The sequence below is a fragment of the Streptomyces sp. NBC_00539 genome (assembly GCF_036346105.1).
In the GTDB taxonomy this organism is placed as follows: Bacteria; Actinomycetota; Actinomycetes; order Streptomycetales; family Streptomycetaceae; genus Streptomyces.
This window is the reverse complement of the sequence record NZ_CP107811.1, coordinates 489,279-510,952: the sequence shown is the minus strand read 5'-3', so window position 1 is coordinate 510,952 and position 21,674 is coordinate 489,279. Positions and strand designations below refer to the sequence as shown.

Genomic DNA, 21,674 nt, shown 5'->3' with positions numbered 1-21,674 from the left:
TGGAACTGCGCACGATCAGCGGCTTCCGGAGGCGAGGCCGGCCGCCACCGCAACCGGCACCGGGTCGGCCCGTGGCGAAGAGGCGACGGCCGCCAGGGTGAGGGCGGCGGCCAACGGGTACGCGCAGGCGGCGAGCGCCGCGGGCCAGGGCACGGGACGGCCCGCCGGGGCCACCGCGTGCAGCACCGGGACCAGCCAGGTCCCCGCGGCCAGCGCCCATGCCACGGCGGCCGCTCTGCTCAGACGTCGTCCGCGAAGGGGGCCGTGCCGCAGCCACACGAGCGCGGGAACCACCCACACCCAGTGGTGGCTCCAGGAGACCGGGCTCGCCAGCAGGACGAAGAACTGCGCGGCCAGCAGCATGGCCAACCGATCCCCGCGCAGTACCGCGGCGCGGAGCGCGCAGGCCGTCGCGGCGGCCGCGAGGAGCACGAGCGCCGGCCACCACAGGCCGCCGGCACCGCCGTCGTGCCCGAGGAGCCGGGCCAGGCAGCCGCGCAGCGACTGGTTCTCCACCGAGGCGAGCGGCCCGATGCGTCCGCTGTCCCCGAGCAGATGCCACCAGTACCGCCAGGATTCCGCCGGGGCCACGAGAGCGGCCAGTACGACCGTCGCCGCGAAAGTGCCGGCCGCCCACCCGGCGGCCCGGCGCCGGCCCGCCGCCAGCAGGTACAGGACGCCGCCTGCCGGGGTCAGTTTGATGCCGGCCGCGAGGCCGATGCCCGTACCGGCAGCGAGCGGGGCCGGCCGGAGCGCGGCGGCCAGCGACAGGGCGGCGAGCGGCAGACTGACCTGGCCGAGCGCGAGCCCGTGGAGTACGGGTTCCAGCCACAGCACGGCTGCCGACCACAGGAAGACGCGGGCGGGCTCGGCCGCCCGGTCCGGACGCAGCAGTGCGAACGAGCCACGGACGAGGTACGTCGTCGCGGCGAGGGACAGCAACTGCCACAGCACCTGCGTCAGCCACCACGGCACGTGGGCCAGGGGCAGGAACACCAGGGCCGCGAAGGGCGGATAGGTGAAGGGGAGCGGCAGGGCCCCCGGGTCGGAGCGGGCCAGCCGGAAATCGTAGAGGTGGCCGGTCAGTACGCCGGGCGCCCCCTCCCGGTAGACCCTGAGGTCGAACATGTCGGCCGCGAAGAAGGCGACCGTCAGGTGCGCGACCGCTGAGCACGCCACGATCAGCGTGGCGTGGCGCGTCAGCCAACTCGTCATGCCGGCCATCATCCCGCGTCCCCCGCCGGCACACCCGCACCGTGAACCACACCGGCGCGGGTGGCCGCCCGACTACCGCACGCGGGCTTTTCGGCTACCGGGCGGGCGGCGGCGGAGGAGTGTCGTCCGGACCGAGGCGCCGCTTGAGCTGTTCCTGCGCCATGTCGGTCTGCGTGCGGTACTTGCCCTGGGTCCTCCCGTCCACGTAGTCCCCGGCCTTGTCGATGCCCTGGCCGGCTTGCTTCTCGTGTCCCTTGAGCATCTGCTTGAGCTTGTCCATCATGGACATGGCTGATCTCCTTCGCTTCGTGGTCCAGCGCTCCCAGAGTGATCCCGCGCCCCGCGATCCGCATCCGGGACCGCGTGGCGAGCGCCGCCGCAGAAGCGCCTGCCCCGGCCGGTTGACCTGCCCGTTCTCCACCCGGAACGCATCGGGAACCTCTGCTTCGCGCGACTTCGGGTATCCGGCCCCGGGCGGCTCGGCTTCCGGGTGCGGGACCGTCCTCGATCACCGGGTCACCGCGCGGGCGGAACGGGGCGGACCTACCCTTGTGCTTGCTCGGGTCCTCGTACGACTGGAGGCCAGGCCGTGAAGCCCTACCGCATTCGGTTGCGCCGGGCCTGTGTGGCCGCCGCCGCAGCAGGTCTGCTCATCGCCCCGGCCGCCGCGGCGGGTTCCGCGCACGGGGCGACCGACGCGGCGCCATCCGCCCCCGCCGCCCCTTCCCCCTCCCCGGACGGGGACTTCGCACGGCTCACCCCGGCCGTCGCGGCGAAGCTCGACGCCGCCATACGCCAGGTGCTGCGCGAGGCACGAGTGCCGGGAGTGACCGTGGGACTGTGGGCGCCCGGCAAGGGCAGCTACGTGAAGTCCTTCGGCGTGGCGGACAAGGCCACCGGCGCACCGATGACGAGCGGCCTGCGCGTACGCATCGGCAGCGAGACCAAGACGTTCACGGTCACCGCCCTCCTCCAACTCGTCGGCCGGCACGAGGTCGGCCTGGACGACCCGATCGGCAAGTACGTCGCGGGCGTTCCGAACGGGAACCGCATCACGCTGCGCGAACTCGCCGGCATGCGCAGCGGGCTGTTCAACTACAGCGAGGACGCGGACTTCGACAAGGCGCTCACCACCGACCCGGACAAGCCCTTCACACCACAGCAGTTGCTCGACTACAGCTTCAAGCACGGTGTGCAGTTCGCGCCGGACGCACAGTTCGACTACTCCAACACCAACCTGATCCTCCTCGGCCTGGTGATCGAGAAGGTCACCGGGCGGCCTCTGAACGACGTCATCATGCGGGACGTCGTCGGGCCGGCGGGGCTGCAGCACACGCTCTTCCCCACGGGCGCGCAGTTCCCGGAGCCCCACGCGCAGGGCTACACCGACCAGACGGCCTCCGGTAAGATCGAGAACGCGACCGACTGGGACCCCTCCTGGGCCTGGGCCGCCGGAGCGATGATCTCCGACCTCCAGGACCTGCGCAGTTGGGCCCACACCCTGGCCACCGGCACACTGCTGACGCCCGAGACCCAGGCCCAGCGTCTCAAGACCAAACCGATAGGCGTGCCGGGCGCCTCCTACGGGCTGGGCATCTTCAACGTCCAGGGCTGGATCGGCCACAACGGCTCGCTGCCCGGTTACGAAGTCCTGGCCGTCTACCTGCCCCCGGCGCGGGCGACGATGGTCATCGTCCTCAACACCGACGTCCTGCACGACGGCCAGGAGCCGAGCACGCTGTTCGGCGAGGCGGTCACCCGGATCGTGACTCCCGAGCACGTCTACCCCGGCCACGAACCCTCCGCGCCCAAGGTCAGCTGACCGGCCGCAGCGGCGCGGAAGGTCCGGAAACGCCGTTGAAGCGACGTCGGCGCGCGCAGGACAATCGCCCCGCCGCCACGCGAGCGGCCGGCCGCGCGTGACACCGCAACAGCGTCGCGTCGCCGTACGTCTCGGGGTCAGCGGGGCCAGTGGTGCTGCGTATCCATTTCACCGCGGACGATCTCGTCCGCACCCGAGTGGCCACCACGATCGGGGCCGCGGCGGAGACGTACTACAGCCTGGAGATGCTGAACAGGCGCTCCCTCCCGGCGCCCTTCCACCACTGGCGCGCGAGGGTGGCCGGGCGATTGCCGCAGGCCGCCAGGCCGCTCACCGTGCTCCTGCCGGACCGGGGCCCCGGCCTCGACCTGCTGGCGCTGGCGGGGGACTCGCCCGACGTGGACCAGGCCGTCGACGCCCTGCTGCGCGCTCCGCGCACGCGTACGACGGGAGCTGGAGCCGGTCGCCTTCTCCCCCCTCCACACCTCCTGGGCGCGGCTCGTCGCCGACGGGGACCCCGAAGCGCGCGGCCAACTGGCGACGGCCCTCGCGGCCTGCCACGGCGTGACGGTGGGGCCGTACTGGGCGGCCGCCCGCTCACGCCTCGACGCGGTACGCGCCCAGTACGCCCGCACCTTCCTCGAGCGCGGCGTCGAAGGCCTGCTGACCTCGCTGTGCCCGCCGCTGGTGCGCTGGATCCCGCCCGTGCTGGAGGTCCGCCACCCCCGCCGGGTCGACGTCCACCTGGGCGGGCGCGGGCTCGTCCTCGCGCCGACGGTGTTCTCCTGGCGCGAGCTCAGCCTCCTGTACGACCCGTACGACGACGAAGCGGTGCCCCGGCTGACCGTACCGGCGGTGACCGACCCGGCGGACGGCTCCGCCCTGTGGCACGGCGGCAACGGCACGACCGCCGACGAGGCCCTGGGCACCCTGCTCGGGCGCACCCGGGCCACCGCGTTACGCGTGGTCGCGGACGGCTGCGGCACCACCGAGCTCGCCCGGCGGCTCGGAGTCACCCCGGCCGCGGCGAGCCAGCACGCCACGGCCCTGCGGGGCGCCGGCCTCATCGCCACGAGCCGTCGGGGCGGGCGCGCGCTGCACGTGACGACCGCCCTGGGACGTGAACTGCTCGGCGGGACGTGGCAGGGCGCGGGAGACGGCGCCCCCCTTTAAGCGGTGGCTTAAGCCCGTGGCCACCGCGGCCCGGTCGTCAGCAGGATGCGTACCGGCACCGCCCGCACGCCCGGCCCGTCACCACAACCACCACACACGTGGGAGCACGCACATGACAGCCTCAACGAGTTCACCCGCCACGAAGTCCCGCCCGCGCCGCGCAGGGGAGCGCGCCGCGCTGCTCCTGGGCGCCGCGGTGATCGCCTTGGCCACCGCCCAGGCGCCCGCGTCGGCGAGTTCCGGCCAGTGCGCCGACAACCGCCTGTGCGCCTGGTCCGACGCGGACTACGGCGGCATCTTCACCGCCTACACGGCCTCCGCACCCGCCCTCGGCGGCGACAACGACCGGTTCGACTCCCTGTGGAACCGCAACAGCGTGTCTTGGTACGTCTACGTCGACGCCTACAACAGGGGCGCCAAGTACTGCGTACGGCCCGGCTATGCGGTGTCGAAACTCGGCGACTGGTTCGGCCTCCACGACCAGATCTCGTCCGTACAGAAGCTGGGCAGCTCGTCCTGCGGGACGGCCACCCCGATCGGCTCCTACAAGGGCTCCTAGAACCCGTCGTCGCGCCGTCCCACCACGCGCGACCGTTCACCCTCCTGGACGCGCCGGCACGCCCCGACCGGGCCGTGGCGACAGAATCGGAAGCCGGCGAGGTAGCGGCAACCCACCAGGAGGCCGATGACATGGCAGGACCGTGGCGGAGCTCTGGTCCTGGGCCGGGGGAGAGGCCGGCACGCGGCGGCCACCCGGCCACCGACCGGATGCTCCGCACCCTCCTGCGGCGCCGCAAGACGACGATCCGCAGCGAGGACGTGACCGTCTCCGACCGCCCGCAGGTACGGCGCGCGGTGACGGCCGCGGCCCTGGGCAACACGATGGAGTGGTTCGACTTCGGCGTGTACGCCTACCTCGCGGGAACGATGGGCAAGGTCTTCTTCCCCGCCAGCTCTCCCGGCGTGCAGGTCGTCTCCGCCTTCGCCACCTTCGCCGCGGCGTTCCTGGTCCGCCCCCTGGGGGGTCTGGTCTTCGGTCCGCTCGGCGACCGCATCGGCCGGCAGAAGGTGCTGGCCGCCACCATGATCATGATGGCGGCCAGCACCTTCGCCGTCGGCTTCCTGCCCTCGTACGACTCCATCGGCGTCGCCGCCCCGGTCCTGCTCCTCGTCTGCCGTCTCGTCCAGGGCTTCTCCACGGGCGGCGAGTACGCGGGCGCCACCACCTACATCGCCGAGTACGCCCCCGACCGCCGCCGCGGGTTCCTCGGCAGCTGGCTCGACTTCGGCACCTTCGTCGGTTACGCCCTGGGCTCCGGCCTGGTCACCGTACTGACCCTCGTCCTCGGCACCGGCGGCCTGGAGGACTGGGGCTGGCGCATCCCCTTCTACCTGGCGGGGCCCCTCGGCCTGATCGGCCTCTACATGCGCATGAAACTGGAGGAGACCCCCGCCTTCAAGAAGGAGGCCGCCTACGCGGCCTCGGAAGGGCCGCAGGGCCCGGAAGACGAAGAGGACGTCGACCCCGTCGAGGCCGCCCGCGAGTCCGGCAAGGGACGCCTCAAGGAGATCTTCACCCGGCACTGGCAGGCCGTCCTCATCTGCATGGGGCTGGTCCTGCTGTACAACGTCACCAACTACATGGTGACCTCGTACCTGCCGACCTACATGACCGTGACCCTCGGCCAGAGCGCCACCACCGCGCAGGTGCTCGTCCTCGCGACCATGCTGCTGGTGGTCCTGACCATCACCACCGTGGGCCACACCTCGGACCGCTGGGGCCGCCGGCCGGTGTTCCTCGCCGGCAGCGTCGCCCTGGTGGCGCTCTCGGTACCTGCCTTCCTGCTGATCCGCCAGGGCGGGATCCTGTGGCCCGCCCTCGGCTGCGCCGTACTCGGCCTGCTGCTGGTCTGCTTCGCCGGAACGGCCGCGTCCACGCTGCCCGCGCTGTTCCCCACCCGACTGCGGTACGGCGCGCTGTCCCTCGCCTTCAACATCTCCGTCTCGCTGTTCGGCGGGACCACGCCGCTGGTGGCCTCGGCGCTGGTGGAGGCGACCGGCGACGAGATGGTCCCGGCGTACTACCTCATGGTCGCCGGCGCCGTCGGCTTCGTCTCGACGCTCTTCCTGCACGAGACCGCGGGCAAACCGCTGCGCGGCTCGGGCCCCATGGTCGAGACGCCGGGCGAGGCGGACCGCCTGGTGGCCGGCAGCCGCTCGGCGGCCGGCCGTCACGCCAGGGACGTCTGGATCCGGTTGCGCCACCCGTGGGCCCACCGCGGACCCCACGACCGCGACCGTTGAACCGCACGGTGGGCACAGGCCGCGCGCCGGGCGCGGACCACCGGGCCGCCACGGGTCGGTTGCCGAGCCACGGGTCCCGGGGGAACGCGTCCGGGTGGCGGGCGCCCTCGGACGCGACGGGGCTACCCGTACGGGTGAGTGCCGCCCGCTTCCCGCGCTGCGCAGGCCCGTACCGCTTGAGACTTGGCAGGTCAAGCGGATCGGCAACGCGCTCATGGAGAGTGTCATGGCGAACGGTAGTGTCCTGCTGGCCCTGCGCGAGGACCCCCTGGGCGGTGGGGTCGGAGGCGACCAACTGCGCCGGATCGGGAAGGAACTGGAGAACCGGGGACTGGAGGTGCGGTGGGCCCGCACCGCCGAGGCGGCACGCGCGGTCCTGCGCACCGAGGCGGGCCTGACGGCTGCCGTCGTGGCCTGGGACCTGCCGTCCGGGACCGGCGACGACGCCGACGGCGGGGGTGCGGCGGTCCTGCGGCAGGTCTCCCGCCGGTTCAAGGACCTGCCCGTCTTCGTGGTGATGACCGAGGAGTCCGACCACGGTCTGGACCGGCTGCCCCTGTGGGTGGCAGAGACCGCGGTCGGCTACATCTGGCCCCTGGAGGACACGCCCTCCTTCATCGCCGGCCGTGTCTCCAACGCGGCGCGCGCCTACGGCGACTCCGTCCTGCCGCCGTTCTTCAAAGCGCTACGGCGTTTCGACGACGCCCACGAATACTCCTGGCACACCCCGGCCCATTCGGGCGGGGTGGCGTTCTTGAAATCGCCGGTCGGGCGGGCGTTCTTCGACTACTACGGTGAACGCCTCTTCCGCACCGACCTGTCGATCTCCGTCGAGGAACTCGGGTCCCTCTTCGAGCACAGCGGACCCATCGGGGACGCCGAACGCAACGCCGCCCGCATCTTCGGCGCCGACCGCACGTACTTCGTACTGCACGGCGATTCCACCGCGGACCGCATGGTCGGCCATTACTGCGTCACCTCCGACGAGATCGCCCTGGTGGACCGCAACTGCCACAAGTCGGTCCTGCACGGCCTGGTGATCTCCGGTGCCCGCCCGGTCTACCTCGTCCCCACTTCGACGAGGCCTGGTTCGCCTACGCCCGGTTCCACCCCCTGTACGCCGGCCGCTACGGCATGGCGGTCGGCCCGGACACCTTCGAAGGCGCGGACCGGCCCACCGTCTTCTCCACCCAGTCCACGCACAAGCTGCTGGCCGCCCTCTCACAGGCCGCCATGGTGCACGTGAAGTCCTCGCCCCGGGCTCCCGTGGAGCACCACCGGTTCAACGAGGCGTTCATGATGCACGGCACCACCTCGGCGCTGTACCCGGCCATCGCCTCGCTCGACGTGGCCGCGGCGATGATGGACGGCGCTCAGGGCGAGTGGCTGGTCAACGAGGCGGTCACCGAAGCGATCAGGTTCCGGCAGGCCGTCGTGCGCACCGGACGCCGCATCGCGGACGCCGGCGACAGGCTCCCGTGGTTCTTCGGCGTCTGGCAGCCCGACACAGTCACCGACCCGGACGGCGGGAGCCCCGTTCCCTTCGCCGACGCCTCCCCGGCGCTCCTGGCCACCGACCCGCGCTGCTGGGAGCTCGACCCCGACGCCGACTGGCACGGGTTCGCCGGCCTGAGCCGGGGCCAGTGCCTGCTGGACCCCATCAAGGTCACGCTGACCTGCCCCGGAGTAACCGCCACGGGGGAGACGGCACCGTGGGGCATCCCGGCCCGGATCCTCACCGCCTACCTGGCCGGCCGGGGCATCGTGGTGGAGAAGACCGACACCTACACCACCCTCGTGCTGTTCTCCATGGGCGTCACCAAGGGCAAGTGGGGCACCCTGATGGACGCCCTCATGGACTTCAAGGCCCTCCACGACGCCGACACCCCCCTGCGGCAGGTCCTGCCCCACCTGGTCGAGCGCCACCCCCGCCGTTACGGCAGTGCCACGCTGCGCGGCCTGTGCCAGGAGATGCACGAACACCTCACCGGCGCCGAGCTGATCGACGCCCTGGACACCGCCTTCCGGCAGCTGCCCGAACCGGTCGTCCCGCCCCGGCACTGCTACCGGCAGCTGATCCGGGGCGGCACCGAACGCCTGCCCCTCGCGCACGCCGCGGGCCGGGTTGCCGCCGCGATGGTCACCGTGACCCCGCCGGGCATCCCGGTCCTGATGCCCGGTGAAGCGCTCGGCGCCCCCGACGGGCCCGTCCTGCGCTACCTCGGCGCCCTGGAGGCCTTCGACAGGGCCTTCCCGGGCTTCCACAGCGAAGCGCACGGCGTCACCATCGACCCCGACAACGGCGACTACCTCATCGAATGCGTACGCGAGGACAGCCCGCTCGGCACCTGAGAGGACGACCGGACCTCCGTCCCGGTGCGCCCATAGCGCACTTCGGTGCGGGGTACCACATCCCGACAACGGAATGCGGCCGATATCAAGCGGAATATGAGTTCGAATTCCGTCGCCCGCATGTGCGACGGAATGCCTTCGACCTCCTCTTATGGTGCCCCGCACCGTGAACGCGCCATCCCCCGAGCCGAAATCCGGCCCCGGGGATGGCGCGTAATGGGTCCTCCGGTCCGATGAACTCCAACGAAACCACCCATGCGTGGAGTTGGGCGTAGTTATGCTCCCGCCCACCGGTCAGAAGATCCCCACTTTCGATGGTTCGAGGACGCCGATGGCGCAAAAAGACATTCCACCCGAAGCCGCTCGCCCCGATGCGGGAACGAGCTGGATGATGCCCGCGATCACCGCCGTGGCCGCCGTGTGCCTCATCGGCGCGCTGATCTCCTCCTCGGAACCGGTCCGCACCGCCTGCGTGGCCTTGGGCGCCGTGTGCACCGCCGCGGCACTCGCCGAAGCGCTCCGGCGCGGCCGCGCGCTCGCCGCCGGCCGCGCCGAGGTCGCGGCCCTCCACCACGCCCTGTCCCGGCAGGAGACCGAAGCGGTGCGCCTGTCCCAGGTGGTGCTGACCGAGGCCATCGAGCGACTGCGCAAGGGCGAGTTGCCCGAGGAGGTGCTGACCGCCCTCGGCGGCCGCGGCGGGCAGGGCAACCGCTGGGGCAACGACACGGCCCTGACGCCGCGGTACAGAGCCGCCCTGCAGACCGTGCTCGCCCTCGTCATCGACACCGTCGACAACGAGGAGAACCTCCGCCACTCGGCGCAGCGGGCCTTCGTGAACATCGCCCGCCGCGTGCAGGCGATCGTCCACCAGCAGGCCCAGGAGATGCGCGAGATGGAGGACCGCCACGGCCGCGACCCGGACGTGTTCGGCGACCTCCTGCGCCTGGACCACGGCACCGCCCTCATCGGCCGGCTCGCCGACTCCATCTCCGTCCTCGGCGGGGCGCGCCCCGGCCGCCAGTGGAGCAGGGCCGTCACCCTGTACAGCGTGCTGCGCGGCGCGATGTCGCGGATCATCGACTACCAGCGGGTGGAGCTCCACTCGGTCTCCGAGGTCGCCGTCGTCGGACCGATCGTGGAGCCGCTGATCCACACCCTCGCGGAGCTGCTGGACAACGCCACCCGCTACTCGCCGCCCCACACCCGGGTCCACCTCACGGCCGCCGAGGTGCAGTCGGGCATCGCCGTGGAGATCGAGGACGGCGGCCTCAGCATGAGCGAGGAGGCCCGCAGGCGCGCCGAGCGGATGCTCGCGCAGGCCCAGTCCGGCATCGACCTCAACGACCTGGGCGAGACGCCGCGGCTCGGTCTCGCGGTGGTCGGCCGGCTGGCGCAGGCGTACGGGTTCCAGGTGTCCCTGCGCTCCTCCGCGTACGGCGGCGTGCGCGCCGTCGTCATCGTCCCGCAGCACCTGATCACCACCACGGCCGCGGCGACCGGCACCGCCCACGGCATCGGTTCCTCCTCGGGCCCCAGGGCAGTGCCCCCCGCACCGCGCGAGCACCCCGTCGAGCGCTCGTCCGCCGCCGTGGCCGCGCCCCGCCCGGCGCCGGCCTCCGTACCCCGGCCGACGCCCGCGGCCGGCGGACCCGCCACCGAACGCACGGCGACCGGCCTGCCGCAGCGGCGCCGCAAGGACCGTGCCAACTTCTACGACGCCCCGCCCGCAGCGGAGCCGCAGTCGGCGCACGACCCCGGCCCCGGCATGTGGCTGGAGGCGTTCCACAGCGGCCTGTCCGGCGGGTCCGGCCAGGACGCCCAGGCCGCCCGGGACACAGGGGACACGTCGGGCTCAGCGACCAAAGGGGCATGAACAGTGATGACTCAGCGAAGCAGTATGGACTGGATGCTCAAGGACCTGGCCGCCGGAGTGCCGCAGACGCGGCACGTGATCGTACTGTCCGCGGACGGGCTGTGCGTGGCGCAGTACGGGGCCGAGACCGACACGGCCGACCGCCTGGCGGCGGCCTGTGCCGGCCTGCAGAGCCTCGCGGGGGCGGTGGCCTCCGAACTGCCCCGCTCCGAAGGCAGAATGCGGCTGGTCGTGATCGAGATGGACGGCGGGTTCTTCTACCTGATGGCCGCGGGCGACGGCTCCTACCTGGCGGTCCTGGCCGACGAGGGCGTCGACGCGGGCCTGATGGGTGCCCAGATGCGCAACCTGGTGACCCGGATGGGGGAGCACCTGAGCAGCCCGCCCCGACATGACGGGCAGCCCGCGTGAGTGAGCCACCCTCAAGCTGGGAGGACAACACTCCCGAACGGCTCTACGTCATCACCGGCGGCCGCAGCGGACCATCCACCGCCGTCCAGCTCGACCTCGTGACCCTGGTCGTCGCCAAGGTGCCGGCCCGGCCCGAGATGCAGCCCGAGCACGCGGCGATCCTGCGGATGTGCCAGTCGCCGCTGTCGGTGGCCGAGATCGCCGCGTACGCCGGTCTGCCCGTGAGCGCCGTCATCGTGCTGGTCGGGGACCTGATGACCGCTCGGCGCGTACACGTACGCCCGCCCGTTCCCGCCGCCCAGCTACCCGACCTTGCTCTGATCGAGGCAGTGATCAATGGACTTCAAAAGCTCTGACGCGCCGCGCGGGCCGCGCCCCGGGGACATACTCCCCCAGACGGCGGCGGCTGCCGTCAAGATCGTCATCGTCGGCGGTTTCGGCGTCGGCAAGACGACGATGGTCGGCGCGGTCAGCGAGATCAGACCGCTGACCACCGAAGAGACCATGACCAAGGCGGGCATCGGTGTCGACGACACCCGGGGCGTGGCGCGCAAGACCACCACGACCGTGGCCATGGACTTCGGCCGCATCAGCATCAACGACGAACTCGTGCTCTACCTGTTCGGCACTCCCGGCCAGGAGCGGTTCTGGTTCCTGTGGCGCGGCCTCTTCGAGGGCGCCCTCGGCGCGGTCGTACTCCTCGACACCCGGCGCCTGGAGACCAGCTTCGACGTCATCGGCCGGCTGGAGGAACGGGGCGTCCCCTTCGTCGTGGCCGTCAACTCCTTCCCCGACGCCCCCGAGCATCCATTGGAAGAGCTGCGCCAAGCCCTCGACCTGCCCCGCGCCGTACCGATCCTCGTCTGCGACGCCAGACGGCGGGACTCGTCCCGCGACGTCCTGCTGACCCTCATGCGCTACCTGCACTCGCAGGCGGCGACCCAGGAGGCAATGTGAGTACCCACCCCACCCCGCCGCCCGAGTGCCCCGCCCACGTGGCGGGAGCCGGGGGCGCCCTGTACCGGCTCCACGGACCGGAGGCGCAGGCCGACCCCCTGGGGCTGTACGAGAAGCTGCGGGCCGAGTACGGCCCGGTGGCGCCCGTACTGGTCAGCGGCGACCTCCCGGCCTGGCTCGTCCTCGGCCACCGGGAGAACCTCGACGTGGCGCGCACCCCTTCGCGGTTCGCCCGCGACCCCCGGGGCTGGCGCGACATGAGAGAGGGCCGGGTACCGGCCGACACCCCGCTCGGCCCCATGGTCACCTGGGTGCCGGTGTGCAACTTCACCGACGGGCCCGTCCACGATCGGCTGCGCGGGGCCGTGGTGGATTCCCTGGAGCGCTTCGACAAGCGCGGCATCCGCCGGTACGTGACCCGCTTCGCCAACCAGCTCGTCGACCGGATCGCCGCCGACGGCCACGCCGACCTCGTGGCCTCCTTCTCCGACCAGCTCCCCATGCTGGTCATGACCCAGCTCGTGGGGGCCCCCGACGAACACGGGCCCCGGCTGGTCAAGGCGGCACGCGACATGCTCCAGGGGACCGAGACGGCCCTGCAGAGCGACCGCTACGTCACCCTGACGCTGGAACAGCTGGTCATGGACCGCAAGGCCGAGCCCGGTCACGACCTCGCCTCCTGGCTGCTGGAGCACCCCGCGGACCTCAGCGAGACCGAGGTGCTGATGCACCTGCGCGTCGTGCTGATCGCGGCGTACGAGACCACCGCCAACCTGATCGCGAACACGCTGCGGACCGTACTGACCGACCCGCGCTTCCGGGCCAGCCTGTCCGGAGGGCACATGACGCTGCCCGACGCCCTGGAGCAGGTCCTCTGGGACGACCCGCCGATCAACACGATCATCGGGCGCTGGGCCACCGGGGACACCCTGCTCGGCGGCCGGCAGGTGAAGGCCGGAGACATGCTGCTGCTGGGTCTGGCCGCGGGGAACGCCGACCCGCAGATCCGTCCCGATCCGAGCGTCTCCGTCCACGGCAACCGCTCCCACCTGGCGTTCAGCAGCGGGCCGCACGAGTGCCCCGGCCAGGACATCGGCCGCGCCATCGCGGACACCGGCATCGAAGTGCTGTTGGACCGGTTGCCCGACCTGCAGCTGGCGGTCGACGCGAGCGAGCTCCAGTGGCGCGGCACCCTCATGTCGCGCCACCTGCTGTCACTGCCCGTGCGGTTCACCCCGCGTTCCGTCGAGAACGCCGGTCCGCACACCGAGCGGCCCTCCGAGCACCCGCCGCACGTCGCCGTGATCCCGCCGCAGCCGACGGCGGCGCCCACCGCCGCCGGGCACCGGCGCGGTGTCAGCTGGTGGCGCCGGCTGTTCGGCCGCCGCTGAGCCGCGTTCCGTCCCCGCGTTCCGTACCGGCGTCCGGTACCGGCGCTCCGTACCGAGGGCCCCCGCCGCACCGGCGGGGGCCCTCGGTGCCGCTCAGTCGCGCACCCACTGCCACCAGGAGGCGAGCGCCGGCAGATCCGGCGGCTCGGTCCCGGCAGCGCTGGGCGCATCGGCGTAGCGGATCGCGAAACCCGCCTCCGCGAGGGGCAGTTCGTACCGGTTGCGCGGACTCGCGTACCGCGGCGCCCGGCTCTGCCAGGCGATGCAGCCGGCCACGTAGTGGCCCAACGCCGCCAGGTGGCGGCGCAGTTCCCGGTCGGCCCCCTCCGAGAGTTGCGCCCTCAGCGTGGTGAACAGGACCATCACCCGGTCACGCAGGGCCACCGCGAGCGGGACCGCCTCGGCGGGGGAGCAGTGCTCCTGGGCGGCGAGGACGTTGACGAGGTTCACCTCCCGCGGCTCCAGGTGGTCGTCCTTGTCGTAGGAGAACAGGTCGTTGTCGGCACTGACGATGAAACCCGCCGCGTCGGTGAGCGCCGTGACGGCGGGGGAGCACAGCACCTCTGCCGGCAGCCGGTCCCTGCGGGCGACGTCGGACCAGGTCAGCGAGAACCGCGTACCGTTCGCCAGCGGTCCCATCGCGGCGAAGTCGTTCAGCCCCGGCACACTGCCCGCCTCGGCCTGCGCGGCCCGCCAGGCCGCCCCGAGCAGCCAGTCCCGGGTGCCCTCGACGAACCTGCGCAGCTCGAACGGGCTGAGCATGGCGTGGGTGCGTCTGACCAGGTCCACCAGCGCGCGCGTCATGGGGCCGTCGGGCAGCACGGACGCGCCCGGGTTCTCGATGGTCCGCAGCAGCCGCACACCGTGTTCGACGACGGCGCCCGTCCCCACCTCCTCGGAGCCCGAGTCCTGCCAGTCGTCGACGGCATTGGCCCAGTAGTTCCACTCGGCGAACAGCAGCAGGGCCTCCACGTCCCCCTCGGGGATGATGCGGCAGGTGAAGTCGGCGCTGTGCGTGGCCAGTCCCCACGCACGCTCGACCGCGTCGGGGTAGAGGCCGAAGGCGTCCACCCACTCGACCGCACGGGCCTCCACCTCTTTGGCCTCGGGGTGGACGAGGTCGCGCTCCAGCGGGCAGTAGAACGGCGGTAGCCGGTCACCGAGACGAGAGGGACGGGGCGAGGCGGTCATCGGCCGCCGCCGATCCGGAAGCGCAGCAACCGCGTCTCCATCGCATGGTCACGCCAGAGCCGGAAGAGCTTGCTGTGCGCGATCGTCGACTGCTCCAGCCGTACGCCGCTCCATGCGGCGGGCTCACCGCCCGCACGGATCCGGTCGAGTTCGGCGGTGTTCCACGCCATCGACTGCACCCAGAACTCCACCACCGAGTCGGTCACGTCCTCGTCCTGCACCACCTCGAAGCCGGCCGCCTCGGCCGCCTCCAGGTATTCGGAGTGGGTTCCCAGCCGGGTCCGGTAGTAGCCGTCGATGAATCCGAGCCACTCGGAGCGGCGTACGAAGTGCTCCTGGATGCCGAACCACCCTCCGGGTCTGAGCGCTTTGGCGACGACCTCGAAGAGGCGCTTGCGGTCGGTGTACCCGCTGCTTTCGTTGGCGTATGCGGCGTCGTACGCGCGGGTGTCGTGCAGGTCGTGCACATCGGCCACCCGGGGTTCCACCCGGCCCCCGACGCCCGCCTGACGGGCGAAGTGCCGGATGAGCGGCACGTGTTCCGCCGCGACGGTGAGGCCGGTGACCGAAGCGCCGTGCTCCTGCGCCCAGTAGAGGGAGGTGCCGCCGAGGCCGCAGCCGATGTCGAGGACCCGCGACGGCGGAGCCTCGTACGCGCCCCAGGAGCGGGCCGCGTACTCGACTATCCGCTCCTGCGCGTCGAGGAGGTGCTGCTTGAGCGCGCCCTGGGGGACGGTGGTGGGTGGCGACCCGTCGGGGAAAAGGCCCACATGGAAGTGGACGCGCGGGCCGGGTCCGTACTTCTGGAGGATGTCGTGGGTCTTGCCGCTGTAGTAGAGCCGCACCTGCTCGTCCGCGGACGCGCCGCGGCCGGTGCCTAAGGACGCTATGAGGGGGGTAACGCGCATGGGACGTCCGCCCTTTCGTGGGTAGGGCCGGTCTCCAGGGCACGCTGCCGCCGCTCCTCCCGCGCCCCGACCGCCACACTGTTGAAGCATGGATCATCGTGGCACTTCAGGGGCCGCACGTCAGCCCACTGGGCACACACATCATCTGATGTGCGTAGCCCGCCGTCCCGGCCGCCCGGAGCCGCCGGCGGCCGCCTATGCTGCCGGGATGATCAAGCCTGCCGGAGCGACCCCGCGGATGAAGCTGACCGCGATCACCTTGGACTGCGCGGATCCCGAGGCGCTGGCGGCGTTCTACCAGCGGGCCACCGGCCTCGGACTCCACGAGGAGTCCGACGCGGACTTCGCCGGCCTCACCCGCGAGGACGGGCTCTTCCTCGGTTTCCAGCGGGTCGACGGCTACGTGGCTCCGCGCTGGCCCGGCCAGGCCGTGCCTCAGCAGGTCCACCTCGACTTCGAGGTGGAAGACCTCGACGAAGCCGAGGCGCTGCTGCTGGAGTGGGGCGCGGTCAAGCCGGCGCACCAACCGGGCGGGGAGGGGTGGCGGGTCCCGCTGGACCCGGCCGGGCATCCCTTCTGCCTCACCCGCGCCTGATCGAAACCCGGGCATAAGTGCCGCTCAGGTGGGCATGCGCCCGATATGTCGATCGCCTGTTCGGCCCGAGTCGCGTGGCACGGGCCGTGTGGGCAACGGGAGTGAACGTTCATGGTGGAGGTGGCCTGGACCCCGGGCGGAAGGGCGGGCGCGGCGACGCGGCGGCCCCGAGGCGCGAGTCGAGCGGGGGGTGTCACATGTGTGGCCTGAGCGGGGAAGTGCGCTTCGACGGCAGGCGACCGGACCTCGCCGCGGTCGAACGCATGACCGACGAGATGGAGGACCGCGGACCGGACGGCAGAGGCGCCTGGTCACAGGGCTCCGTAGCCCTGGGCCACCGCCGGTTGAAGATCATCGACCTCTCGGAGAGCGGCGCCCAGCCGATGACCGACCCCCACCTGGGGATCACGGCCGTCTTCAACGGGTGCCTCTACAACTACCGTGAGCTGCGCGGACGGCTCGAAGGCCTGGGCCACCGCTTCTTCTCCGACTCCGACACGGAAGTGCTCCTCAAGGCCTACGCCCAGTGGCGGCACGAATGCGTCGAGCACCTGGTCGGCATGTTCGCCTTCGCCGTGGCCGAGCACCACACCGGCCGCGTGGTACTGGGCCGTGACCGGCTCGGGATCAAGCCGCTCTACCTCACCCAGGACGCGGACCGGCTCCGCTTCGCCTCGTCCCTGCCCGCCCTCCTCGCGGGCGGCGGCGTGGACACCTCGTTCGACCCGGTGGCGCTCCACCAGTACCTGACCTGGCACGGCACGGTCCCCGCACCGCGCACCGTGCTGGCCGGCGTGCGCAAACTGCCGCCCGCGACCGTCCGCGTGGTCGAGCCGGACGGCACCCACCGCGACCACCTCTACTGGCAGCCGTCCTACACCCGCCGCGCGGACCTCGGCAACGACCCGGCACGCTGGCAGGAGGCCGTCCACGACGCCCTGCGCACGGCGGTGCGCCGCCGCATGGTGGCCGACGTGCCGGTGGGCGTCCTGCTCTCCGGCGGGCTGGACTCCAGCCTCATCGTGGCCCTGCTGGCAGAGGAGGGCCACAGCGACCTGGCGACCTTCGCGATGGGCTTCGAGTCCGAGCGCGGACAGGAGGGCGACGAGTTCCGGTACTCGGACCTGGTCGCACGGCGGTTCTCCACGGACCACCACCAGTACATGATCCCCTCCGACCGGCTCCCGGCCGCGCTGGAAACCGCGATCGCAGCCATGAGCGAGCCCATGGTCAGCCATGACGCCGTGGCCTTCCACCTGCTGTCGGAGCAGGTCGCCAAGGAGGTGAAGGTGGTCCTGTGCGGGCAGGGCGCCGACGAGGTGTTCGCGGGCTACCACTGGTACCCGCCGATCGCCGGGGCCGCCCGCCCCGACGCGCCGGACGCGTACGCCGACGTCTACTTCGACCGCCCGCACGACGACGTCGCCGCCGTCCTGCACCCGGACGTGACCGCCGGACACGATGCCTCGCGCGAATTCGTCCACGCCCACATGGCGGCCCCCGGCGCCCAGAGCACGCTGGACGCCACCTTGCGCCTGGACGTCCACGCGCTGATGCCCGACGATCCGGTCAAACGGGTCGACAACATGACGATGGCCTGGGGCCTGGAGGCGCGCGTGCCCTTCCTCGACCACGAGCTGGTCGAACTCGCCGCGGCCTGCCCTCCCGAACTCAAGCTGGCGCAGGACGGCAAGGGCGTGCTCAAGGACCTCGGCCGGCAGATCCTGCCCCGAGAGGTGGTGGACCGCCCCAAGGGGTACTTCCCCGTTCCCGCGGTGCGGCACATGGCCGAGCCGGTGCTCAGCCGCGTGCGCGAGGCGCTGACCGCCCCGGAAGCGCGGCGGCGCGCCCTCTTCGACCAGCGACGGGTGGCCGAGCTGCTCGCGGAACCCGGCCGCCACCGCACGAAACGCGGAGCCAGCACCCTGTGGCAGGTGGCTTCGCTGGAGATCTGGTTGCAGACCCACGGCATCAACTGACACTGAACGGTGACAGCCCTTGGCAGCCCTCGAAGAGGCCCTCATGCCCCTGGACCGCTCCTCCCTCCGCCGCCGTTCCCTGCCCGCCCCCGCGCAGGCCCCCGTCCCGGTACACCTGGCTCCCGTCTTCGCGGCGGACCCGCCGACACTGCTCACCGCCCACGGGTGCTGGTACCCCTCGGTCGACCCCGGCGGCGACCAGGTGGCGTACATCTGCGACCGGGCCGGCGTGCCCCAGCTGTGGAGCGGCTCCGCCCGCGGCGGCGAGGCCCACGTCCTCGACGCCGACCCCGACCCGGTGACCGAGGTGTCCTGGTCGCCCGACGGCCGCTGGATCGCGTACACCTCCGCCCCCGGAGGCGGCGAACACACGCGCGTGCTGGTGGTGCGCCCGGACGGGACCGGCCGCCGCGTACTCGCCGGCGCCGAGCCCGGGGCCGCCGCCCACTTGGGCTGCTGGACCCGCGACGGGGCGGCGCTGGCGGTCACCGTCGCCCAGCCCTCCGCCGACGCCGGCGCCCACAGCGGAGCCGGCCACCTCCCCGAGGACGCGTCCCCGGGCCCGGCCGACGGGACCACCGGGGCGGCGTGGACGGAACGCGACGGCCACGCCACCCTGCTCGGCCCGCCGCACCGGGCGGAACCGGGCCCGTACGCAAACGGCCTGCCGCACCTGGTACCGGCGCCGCCGGCCGCCACCGCCGACGGGGCGGCGAGCGGGGGCCTGGCCGCCTACCTGCTCGACCCCGACGGCACCCGGGCACCCGTCCTGCTGTTCAGCGAGGCCGGAGCCGCCTCGCTGCGCGTCTGCGATGTCGGCGCGGAAGGCCGCTTCGTGCTGCTCCGCCGCGGGCCGCGCGGGCGCCGCGAAGCCCTCCTGCTGGACGCGGCCTCGGGACGCACCACCTTCCGGCTGCCGGTCGCCGACGGCGACCCGTGGATCGGCAGGCTCTCGGCCGACTCGCGCACCCTGTGGCTGCGCAGCGACGCCGACCGCGAGTTCGCCGCCCTGCTGCGGGCCCGGCTGGACGGGGCCGGAGCGCTCCAGGACCTGTCGGTGGCCGCCGAGCGGCACGAGACGGCCCTGGACCTGCTGAGCCTTCCCGAGCACGGCGGGTGGGCCCTGCTCGCCTGGAACGTGCACGGGGCGAGCGAGCTGGAGACCGTGGGGCTCCCCACCGCCGACCCGGACGACGGCCTCGGACCGCACCACCGGTCGGTCCTGCCGCACGAGGTGGTGACCCGCATGGCACCAGTAGGGCGCGGCGGACTGTTCGCCGCCCTGTCCGGCTCCCGGCGCAGGCCCGGCATCTGGGACCTGACCAGCGACTTCGCACCCGTCCGGACCGGCTGGTCGGCCCGTGACGAGGACGCGGCGCCGCCCGGGCGGCCCCCGGTCAGCCCCGTGCCCCTGCGGTGCCGGGCCCGGGACGGGCTGATGCTCGGCGGCTGGTACTACCGGGCGCCGGAACGCGATCCGGGGCGCCCGGCGCCGTGCGTGATCCACCTCCACGGCGGCCCCGAAGAGCAGGAGCGGCCCGTGTTCAACCCGCTCTACCACGAGCTCCTCACCCGGGGGATGGACGTGTTCGCCCCCGACGTGCGCGGCTCCTCGGGCTGGGGGCGGTCCTTCGTCGACGCGGACCTCGGCACCGGCCGGTTCGCGGCCATCGACGACGTCGCGGACTGCGCCGCCCACGTGGTCACCCACGGCTACGCAGACCCGCTGCGGCTGGCGGTGATGGGCCGTTCCTACGGCGGCTACCTCACCATGGCCTCGCTGGTCTGGCACCCCGACCTCTTCCGCACCGGCGTCGCCGTCTGCGGGATGTCGGACCTCGCCACGTTCTTCGCCGGCACCGAGCCGTGGATCGCCCAGTCGGCCGCGGCGAAGTACGGCCATCCCGAGCGGGACCGGGACCTCCTGCGCGACCTGTCCCCGATGAGCCGCATCGACCAGCTGCGCGCACCCGTGCTGGCCGTCCACGGCGAGCACGACACGAACGTGCCCCCGACGGAGTCGGAGCAGTTCGTCCGCGCGGCGCGCGAGCGCGGGGTGCCGGCCGAGCTGCTGACCCTGCGCAACGAGGGGCACGAGTTCCTGCGGGCGGACAACCGCCGCCTCTACCGGCGCGCGGCGGCGGACTGGCTGGAGCAGCACCTCGGCAGCGCCGCCCTGCCCCGGTCATGACGAGGGGCTCCCCGGCCCGCGGACTCGGGTGTGCGACGGATTCAGCGGAAACCGGTGGGGCGGCGGCGCGCCAGCCACAGGGTGACGACGGCCGTCGCCAGGATCCCGCCGGTGAGGCCGGCTGCGCCGACCGCGTTGAGGCCGTTGCGGCGGGAGGCGAGCCCGCGGCTGCCGGCGCCGGCCATGCCGGCCTCGCTGCCGAGGTGGCAAGTGCCCCCGCGCACCAGTTCCAGGTCCGCCGCCACGACGCGACGGGCCGCCCGGGCGGCGGCCGTCACGTCAGGGTCGCCGCCGGAGGAGAGGACCTTGTCGATCAGCGCCAGCGTCCTGGTGTGCGCCGCGTCCTGGTCGGCGAGCCATCGGGCGTCATAGGCGGACGTGCCGGCCGCGGACTGCACGGCGGCGAGGCCCCTGTGCTGCTCGGCGGTGGGGGAGGACGCGAGGTCGACGTCCGGATCGTCCGCCCGCATCCTGAGGTCCGCCTCGAGTGCGCCGTGGTCGCGGACCAGCAGGGCGCCGACGTCCTTCACGCACGCCGTGGCCGCGTGCCGCTGCGCGTCGTCTCCGGCGGCGATCGCCGCCACGTTGTCCTGGTGCACCCTCTGCACGAAGGCGGTGTCCCCTTCGGCTGCGGAGGCGACGCCGGGCGCCCACAGGACACTCGCGGCGGCTATGAGGGTGGCCGTGGCCACGAGCCGGTTCGACATGGGTGCAACTCCCTCTGCGCGCTCCCGCACGGACGCGCCGGCAGGCATGGAACGGGCGCCTCTTAGCACCCCGGAGTCATTCCTTCCGTAGGGACACGCCGTCGGCACGCCGACGCCCGCAAGTTCACCGCAACGGCCGGTGCGCCGGACCCGTCGCCGCGCCGGTCCGCCTCGGGTGACCGCCCCGGCGGAACCGCGGACCGGCGACGAGCGTCTGTCGCTGGCATGAACACCACTTCGGACACCACCGGCCGCGCCGGACGCCTCCTCGCCGGCATCGGCGCGGTGCTCGCGGCGCTCGTGTGGGCGCCTCGGGCCGCGTTCAGCATCGACGGTGGGTTCGAGGCCCATGCCCGTGACCTGAGCGTGCTCTTCGTCGACCTTCCGCTCATCGTGCTCGGCGGCGCACTGGTGCCGTTCCTGACCTGGTCGCTGACCGGGCGCTGGACCGGCCGGCCCTGGATCGCGGTACTCGCGGCGGTGGCCGCGTTCGCGCTCGGAGTCTGGGGACTCCTGGAGTGGTGGACCCCTCGACAGCACCCGGACCCCGGTTACGGACCAGGTATCTGACGCCCTCGCGTCACCGGTCCCCGCTACTCAACTCA

20 protein-coding genes are annotated in these 21,674 nt (G+C 72.7%); 15 read left to right on the top strand and 5 right to left on the bottom strand.

What is annotated here, in order from left to right; genetic code table 11:
• Positions 1–15 precede the first annotated feature (15 nt).
• Both OG861_RS02390 and OG861_RS02385 read right to left on the bottom strand, forming a co-directional pair.
• Positions 16–1,215, bottom strand: a complete 1,200-nt coding sequence (locus tag OG861_RS02390) for a glycosyltransferase 87 family protein (RefSeq protein WP_329201016.1) — start codon at positions 1,213–1,215, stop codon at positions 16–18.
• Positions 1,216–1,309: 94 nt separating this feature from the next.
• Positions 1,310–1,504 carry an antitoxin gene (locus OG861_RS02385; protein WP_329201017.1) on the bottom strand — a complete coding sequence of 65 codons (195 nt, stop codon included), beginning with the start codon at positions 1,502–1,504 and terminating at the stop codon, positions 1,310–1,312.
• Positions 1,505–1,804: 300 nt separating this feature from the next.
• On the opposite strand from OG861_RS02385, the gene OG861_RS02380 reads away from it, so the two are divergent.
• The 11 genes from OG861_RS02380 (at position 1,805) to OG861_RS02335 (ending at position 13,498) form a co-directional block, all read left to right on the top strand.
• Complete coding sequence (locus OG861_RS02380; RefSeq protein ID WP_330261101.1) at positions 1,805–3,037, top strand: serine hydrolase domain-containing protein; 1,233 nt, start codon at positions 1,805–1,807, stop codon at positions 3,035–3,037.
• A gap of 564 nt (positions 3,038–3,601) precedes the next feature.
• Positions 3,602–4,210, top strand: a complete 609-nt coding sequence (locus tag OG861_RS02375) for an ArsR/SmtB family transcription factor (RefSeq protein ID WP_330261100.1) — start codon at positions 3,602–3,604, stop codon at positions 4,208–4,210.
• A 112-nt stretch (positions 4,211–4,322) separates the two neighbouring features.
• Positions 4,323–4,769, top strand: a complete 447-nt coding sequence (locus OG861_RS02370) for a peptidase inhibitor family I36 protein (protein WP_330261099.1) — start codon at positions 4,323–4,325, stop codon at positions 4,767–4,769.
• Positions 4,770–4,978: 209 nt separating this feature from the next.
• Entirely contained in the window at positions 4,979–6,514 is a 1,536-nt protein-coding gene (gene proP, locus OG861_RS02365) for a glycine betaine/L-proline transporter ProP (RefSeq protein WP_329201025.1), read from the top strand.
• A 226-nt stretch (positions 6,515–6,740) separates the two neighbouring features.
• Positions 6,741–7,760 (top strand): Orn/Lys/Arg decarboxylase N-terminal domain-containing protein, encoded by a 1,020-nt coding sequence (locus OG861_RS34235; protein ID WP_443064448.1) that lies wholly within the window; start codon positions 6,741–6,743, stop codon positions 7,758–7,760.
• On the top strand, positions 7,649–8,866 hold the full coding sequence (locus OG861_RS34230) for a hypothetical protein (RefSeq protein WP_443064447.1): 1,218 nt from the start codon (positions 7,649–7,651) through the stop codon (positions 8,864–8,866). The genes OG861_RS34235 and OG861_RS34230 overlap by 112 nt, the downstream gene beginning before the upstream one ends.
• A 331-nt stretch (positions 8,867–9,197) precedes the next feature.
• Positions 9,198–10,739, top strand: coding sequence for a sensor histidine kinase (locus tag OG861_RS02355; protein WP_443056715.1), 1,542 nt, complete (start codon positions 9,198–9,200; stop codon positions 10,737–10,739).
• A 6-nt stretch (positions 10,740–10,745) separates the two neighbouring features.
• Entirely contained in the window at positions 10,746–11,150 is a 405-nt protein-coding gene (locus OG861_RS02350) for a roadblock/LC7 domain-containing protein (protein ID WP_190184310.1), read from the top strand.
• Positions 11,147–11,506: a DUF742 domain-containing protein gene (locus tag OG861_RS02345; protein ID WP_329201032.1), complete on the top strand. Its 360-nt coding sequence runs from the start codon at positions 11,147–11,149 to the stop codon at positions 11,504–11,506. The genes OG861_RS02350 and OG861_RS02345 overlap by 4 nt, the downstream gene beginning before the upstream one ends.
• Complete coding sequence (locus tag OG861_RS02340; protein ID WP_329201034.1) at positions 11,487–12,107, top strand: GTP-binding protein; 621 nt, start codon at positions 11,487–11,489, stop codon at positions 12,105–12,107. Before OG861_RS02345 ends, OG861_RS02340 begins: the two co-directional genes overlap by 20 nt.
• Entirely contained in the window at positions 12,104–13,498 is a 1,395-nt protein-coding gene (locus tag OG861_RS02335) for a cytochrome P450 (RefSeq protein WP_329201036.1), read from the top strand. Before OG861_RS02340 ends, OG861_RS02335 begins: the two co-directional genes overlap by 4 nt.
• 93 nt (positions 13,499–13,591) lie before the next feature.
• On the opposite strand, the gene OG861_RS02330 is transcribed toward OG861_RS02335, so the two are convergent.
• Positions 13,592–14,689 (bottom strand): terpene synthase family protein, encoded by a 1,098-nt coding sequence (locus OG861_RS02330; RefSeq protein ID WP_329201037.1) that lies wholly within the window; start codon positions 14,687–14,689, stop codon positions 13,592–13,594.
• Complete coding sequence (locus OG861_RS02325; RefSeq protein WP_330261098.1) at positions 14,686–15,597, bottom strand: SAM-dependent methyltransferase; 912 nt, start codon at positions 15,595–15,597, stop codon at positions 14,686–14,688. Before OG861_RS02325 ends, OG861_RS02330 begins: the two co-directional genes overlap by 4 nt.
• Positions 15,598–15,805: 208 nt before the next feature.
• On the opposite strand from OG861_RS02325, the gene OG861_RS02320 reads away from it, so the two are divergent.
• From OG861_RS02320 to OG861_RS02310, 3 genes are all read left to right on the top strand, one after another.
• Entirely contained in the window at positions 15,806–16,192 is a 387-nt protein-coding gene (locus tag OG861_RS02320; protein ID WP_330261097.1) for a VOC family protein, read from the top strand.
• Positions 16,193–16,389: 197 nt separating this feature from the next.
• On the top strand, positions 16,390–18,171 hold the full coding sequence (locus tag OG861_RS02315) for an N-acetylglutaminylglutamine amidotransferase (RefSeq protein ID WP_329201041.1): 1,782 nt from the start codon (positions 16,390–16,392) through the stop codon (positions 18,169–18,171).
• Positions 18,172–18,214: 43 nt separating this feature from the next.
• Positions 18,215–20,362, top strand: a complete 2,148-nt coding sequence (locus tag OG861_RS02310) for a prolyl oligopeptidase family serine peptidase (protein ID WP_330261948.1) — start codon at positions 18,215–18,217, stop codon at positions 20,360–20,362.
• Positions 20,363–20,403: 41 nt separating this feature from the next.
• On the opposite strand, the gene OG861_RS02305 is transcribed toward OG861_RS02310, so the two are convergent.
• Positions 20,404–21,069 (bottom strand): DUF4142 domain-containing protein, encoded by a 666-nt coding sequence (locus tag OG861_RS02305; protein ID WP_330261096.1) that lies wholly within the window; start codon positions 21,067–21,069, stop codon positions 20,404–20,406.
• Between the two features lie 225 nt (positions 21,070–21,294).
• Between OG861_RS02305 and OG861_RS02300 the strand changes: the two genes are divergently transcribed.
• Positions 21,295–21,639 carry a hypothetical protein gene (locus tag OG861_RS02300; protein ID WP_330261095.1) on the top strand — a complete coding sequence of 115 codons (345 nt, stop codon included), beginning with the start codon at positions 21,295–21,297 and terminating at the stop codon, positions 21,637–21,639.
• The last annotated feature ends 35 nt before the right edge of the window (positions 21,640–21,674 follow it).

Coding starts and splice junctions, on each gene's coding strand:
- OG861_RS02390 (WP_329201016.1), bottom strand. CDS start 1,215: ATGACGAGTTGGCTGACGCGCCACGCCACGCTGATCGTGGCGTGCTCA.
- OG861_RS02385 (WP_329201017.1), bottom strand. CDS start 1,504: ATGTCCATGATGGACAAGCTCAAGCAGATGCTCAAGGGACACGAGAAG.
- OG861_RS02370 (WP_330261099.1), top strand. CDS start 4,323: ATGACAGCCTCAACGAGTTCACCCGCCACGAAGTCCCGCCCGCGCCGC.
- proP (WP_329201025.1), top strand. CDS start 4,979: ATGCTCCGCACCCTCCTGCGGCGCCGCAAGACGACGATCCGCAGCGAG.
- OG861_RS34235 (WP_443064448.1), top strand. CDS start 6,741: ATGGCGAACGGTAGTGTCCTGCTGGCCCTGCGCGAGGACCCCCTGGGC.
- OG861_RS34230 (WP_443064447.1), top strand. CDS start 7,649: ATGGCGGTCGGCCCGGACACCTTCGAAGGCGCGGACCGGCCCACCGTC.
- OG861_RS02355 (WP_443056715.1), top strand. CDS start 9,198: ATGGCGCAAAAAGACATTCCACCCGAAGCCGCTCGCCCCGATGCGGGA.
- OG861_RS02350 (WP_190184310.1), top strand. CDS start 10,746: ATGACTCAGCGAAGCAGTATGGACTGGATGCTCAAGGACCTGGCCGCC.
- OG861_RS02340 (WP_329201034.1), top strand. CDS start 11,487: ATGGACTTCAAAAGCTCTGACGCGCCGCGCGGGCCGCGCCCCGGGGAC.
- OG861_RS02330 (WP_329201037.1), bottom strand. CDS start 14,689: ATGACCGCCTCGCCCCGTCCCTCTCGTCTCGGTGACCGGCTACCGCCG.
- OG861_RS02325 (WP_330261098.1), bottom strand. CDS start 15,597: ATGCGCGTTACCCCCCTCATAGCGTCCTTAGGCACCGGCCGCGGCGCG.
- OG861_RS02320 (WP_330261097.1), top strand. CDS start 15,806: ATGATCAAGCCTGCCGGAGCGACCCCGCGGATGAAGCTGACCGCGATC.
- OG861_RS02315 (WP_329201041.1), top strand. CDS start 16,390: ATGTGTGGCCTGAGCGGGGAAGTGCGCTTCGACGGCAGGCGACCGGAC.
- OG861_RS02310 (WP_330261948.1), top strand. CDS start 18,215: ATGCCCCTGGACCGCTCCTCCCTCCGCCGCCGTTCCCTGCCCGCCCCC.
- OG861_RS02305 (WP_330261096.1), bottom strand. CDS start 21,069: ATGTCGAACCGGCTCGTGGCCACGGCCACCCTCATAGCCGCCGCGAGT.
- OG861_RS02300 (WP_330261095.1), top strand. CDS start 21,295: ATGAACACCACTTCGGACACCACCGGCCGCGCCGGACGCCTCCTCGCC.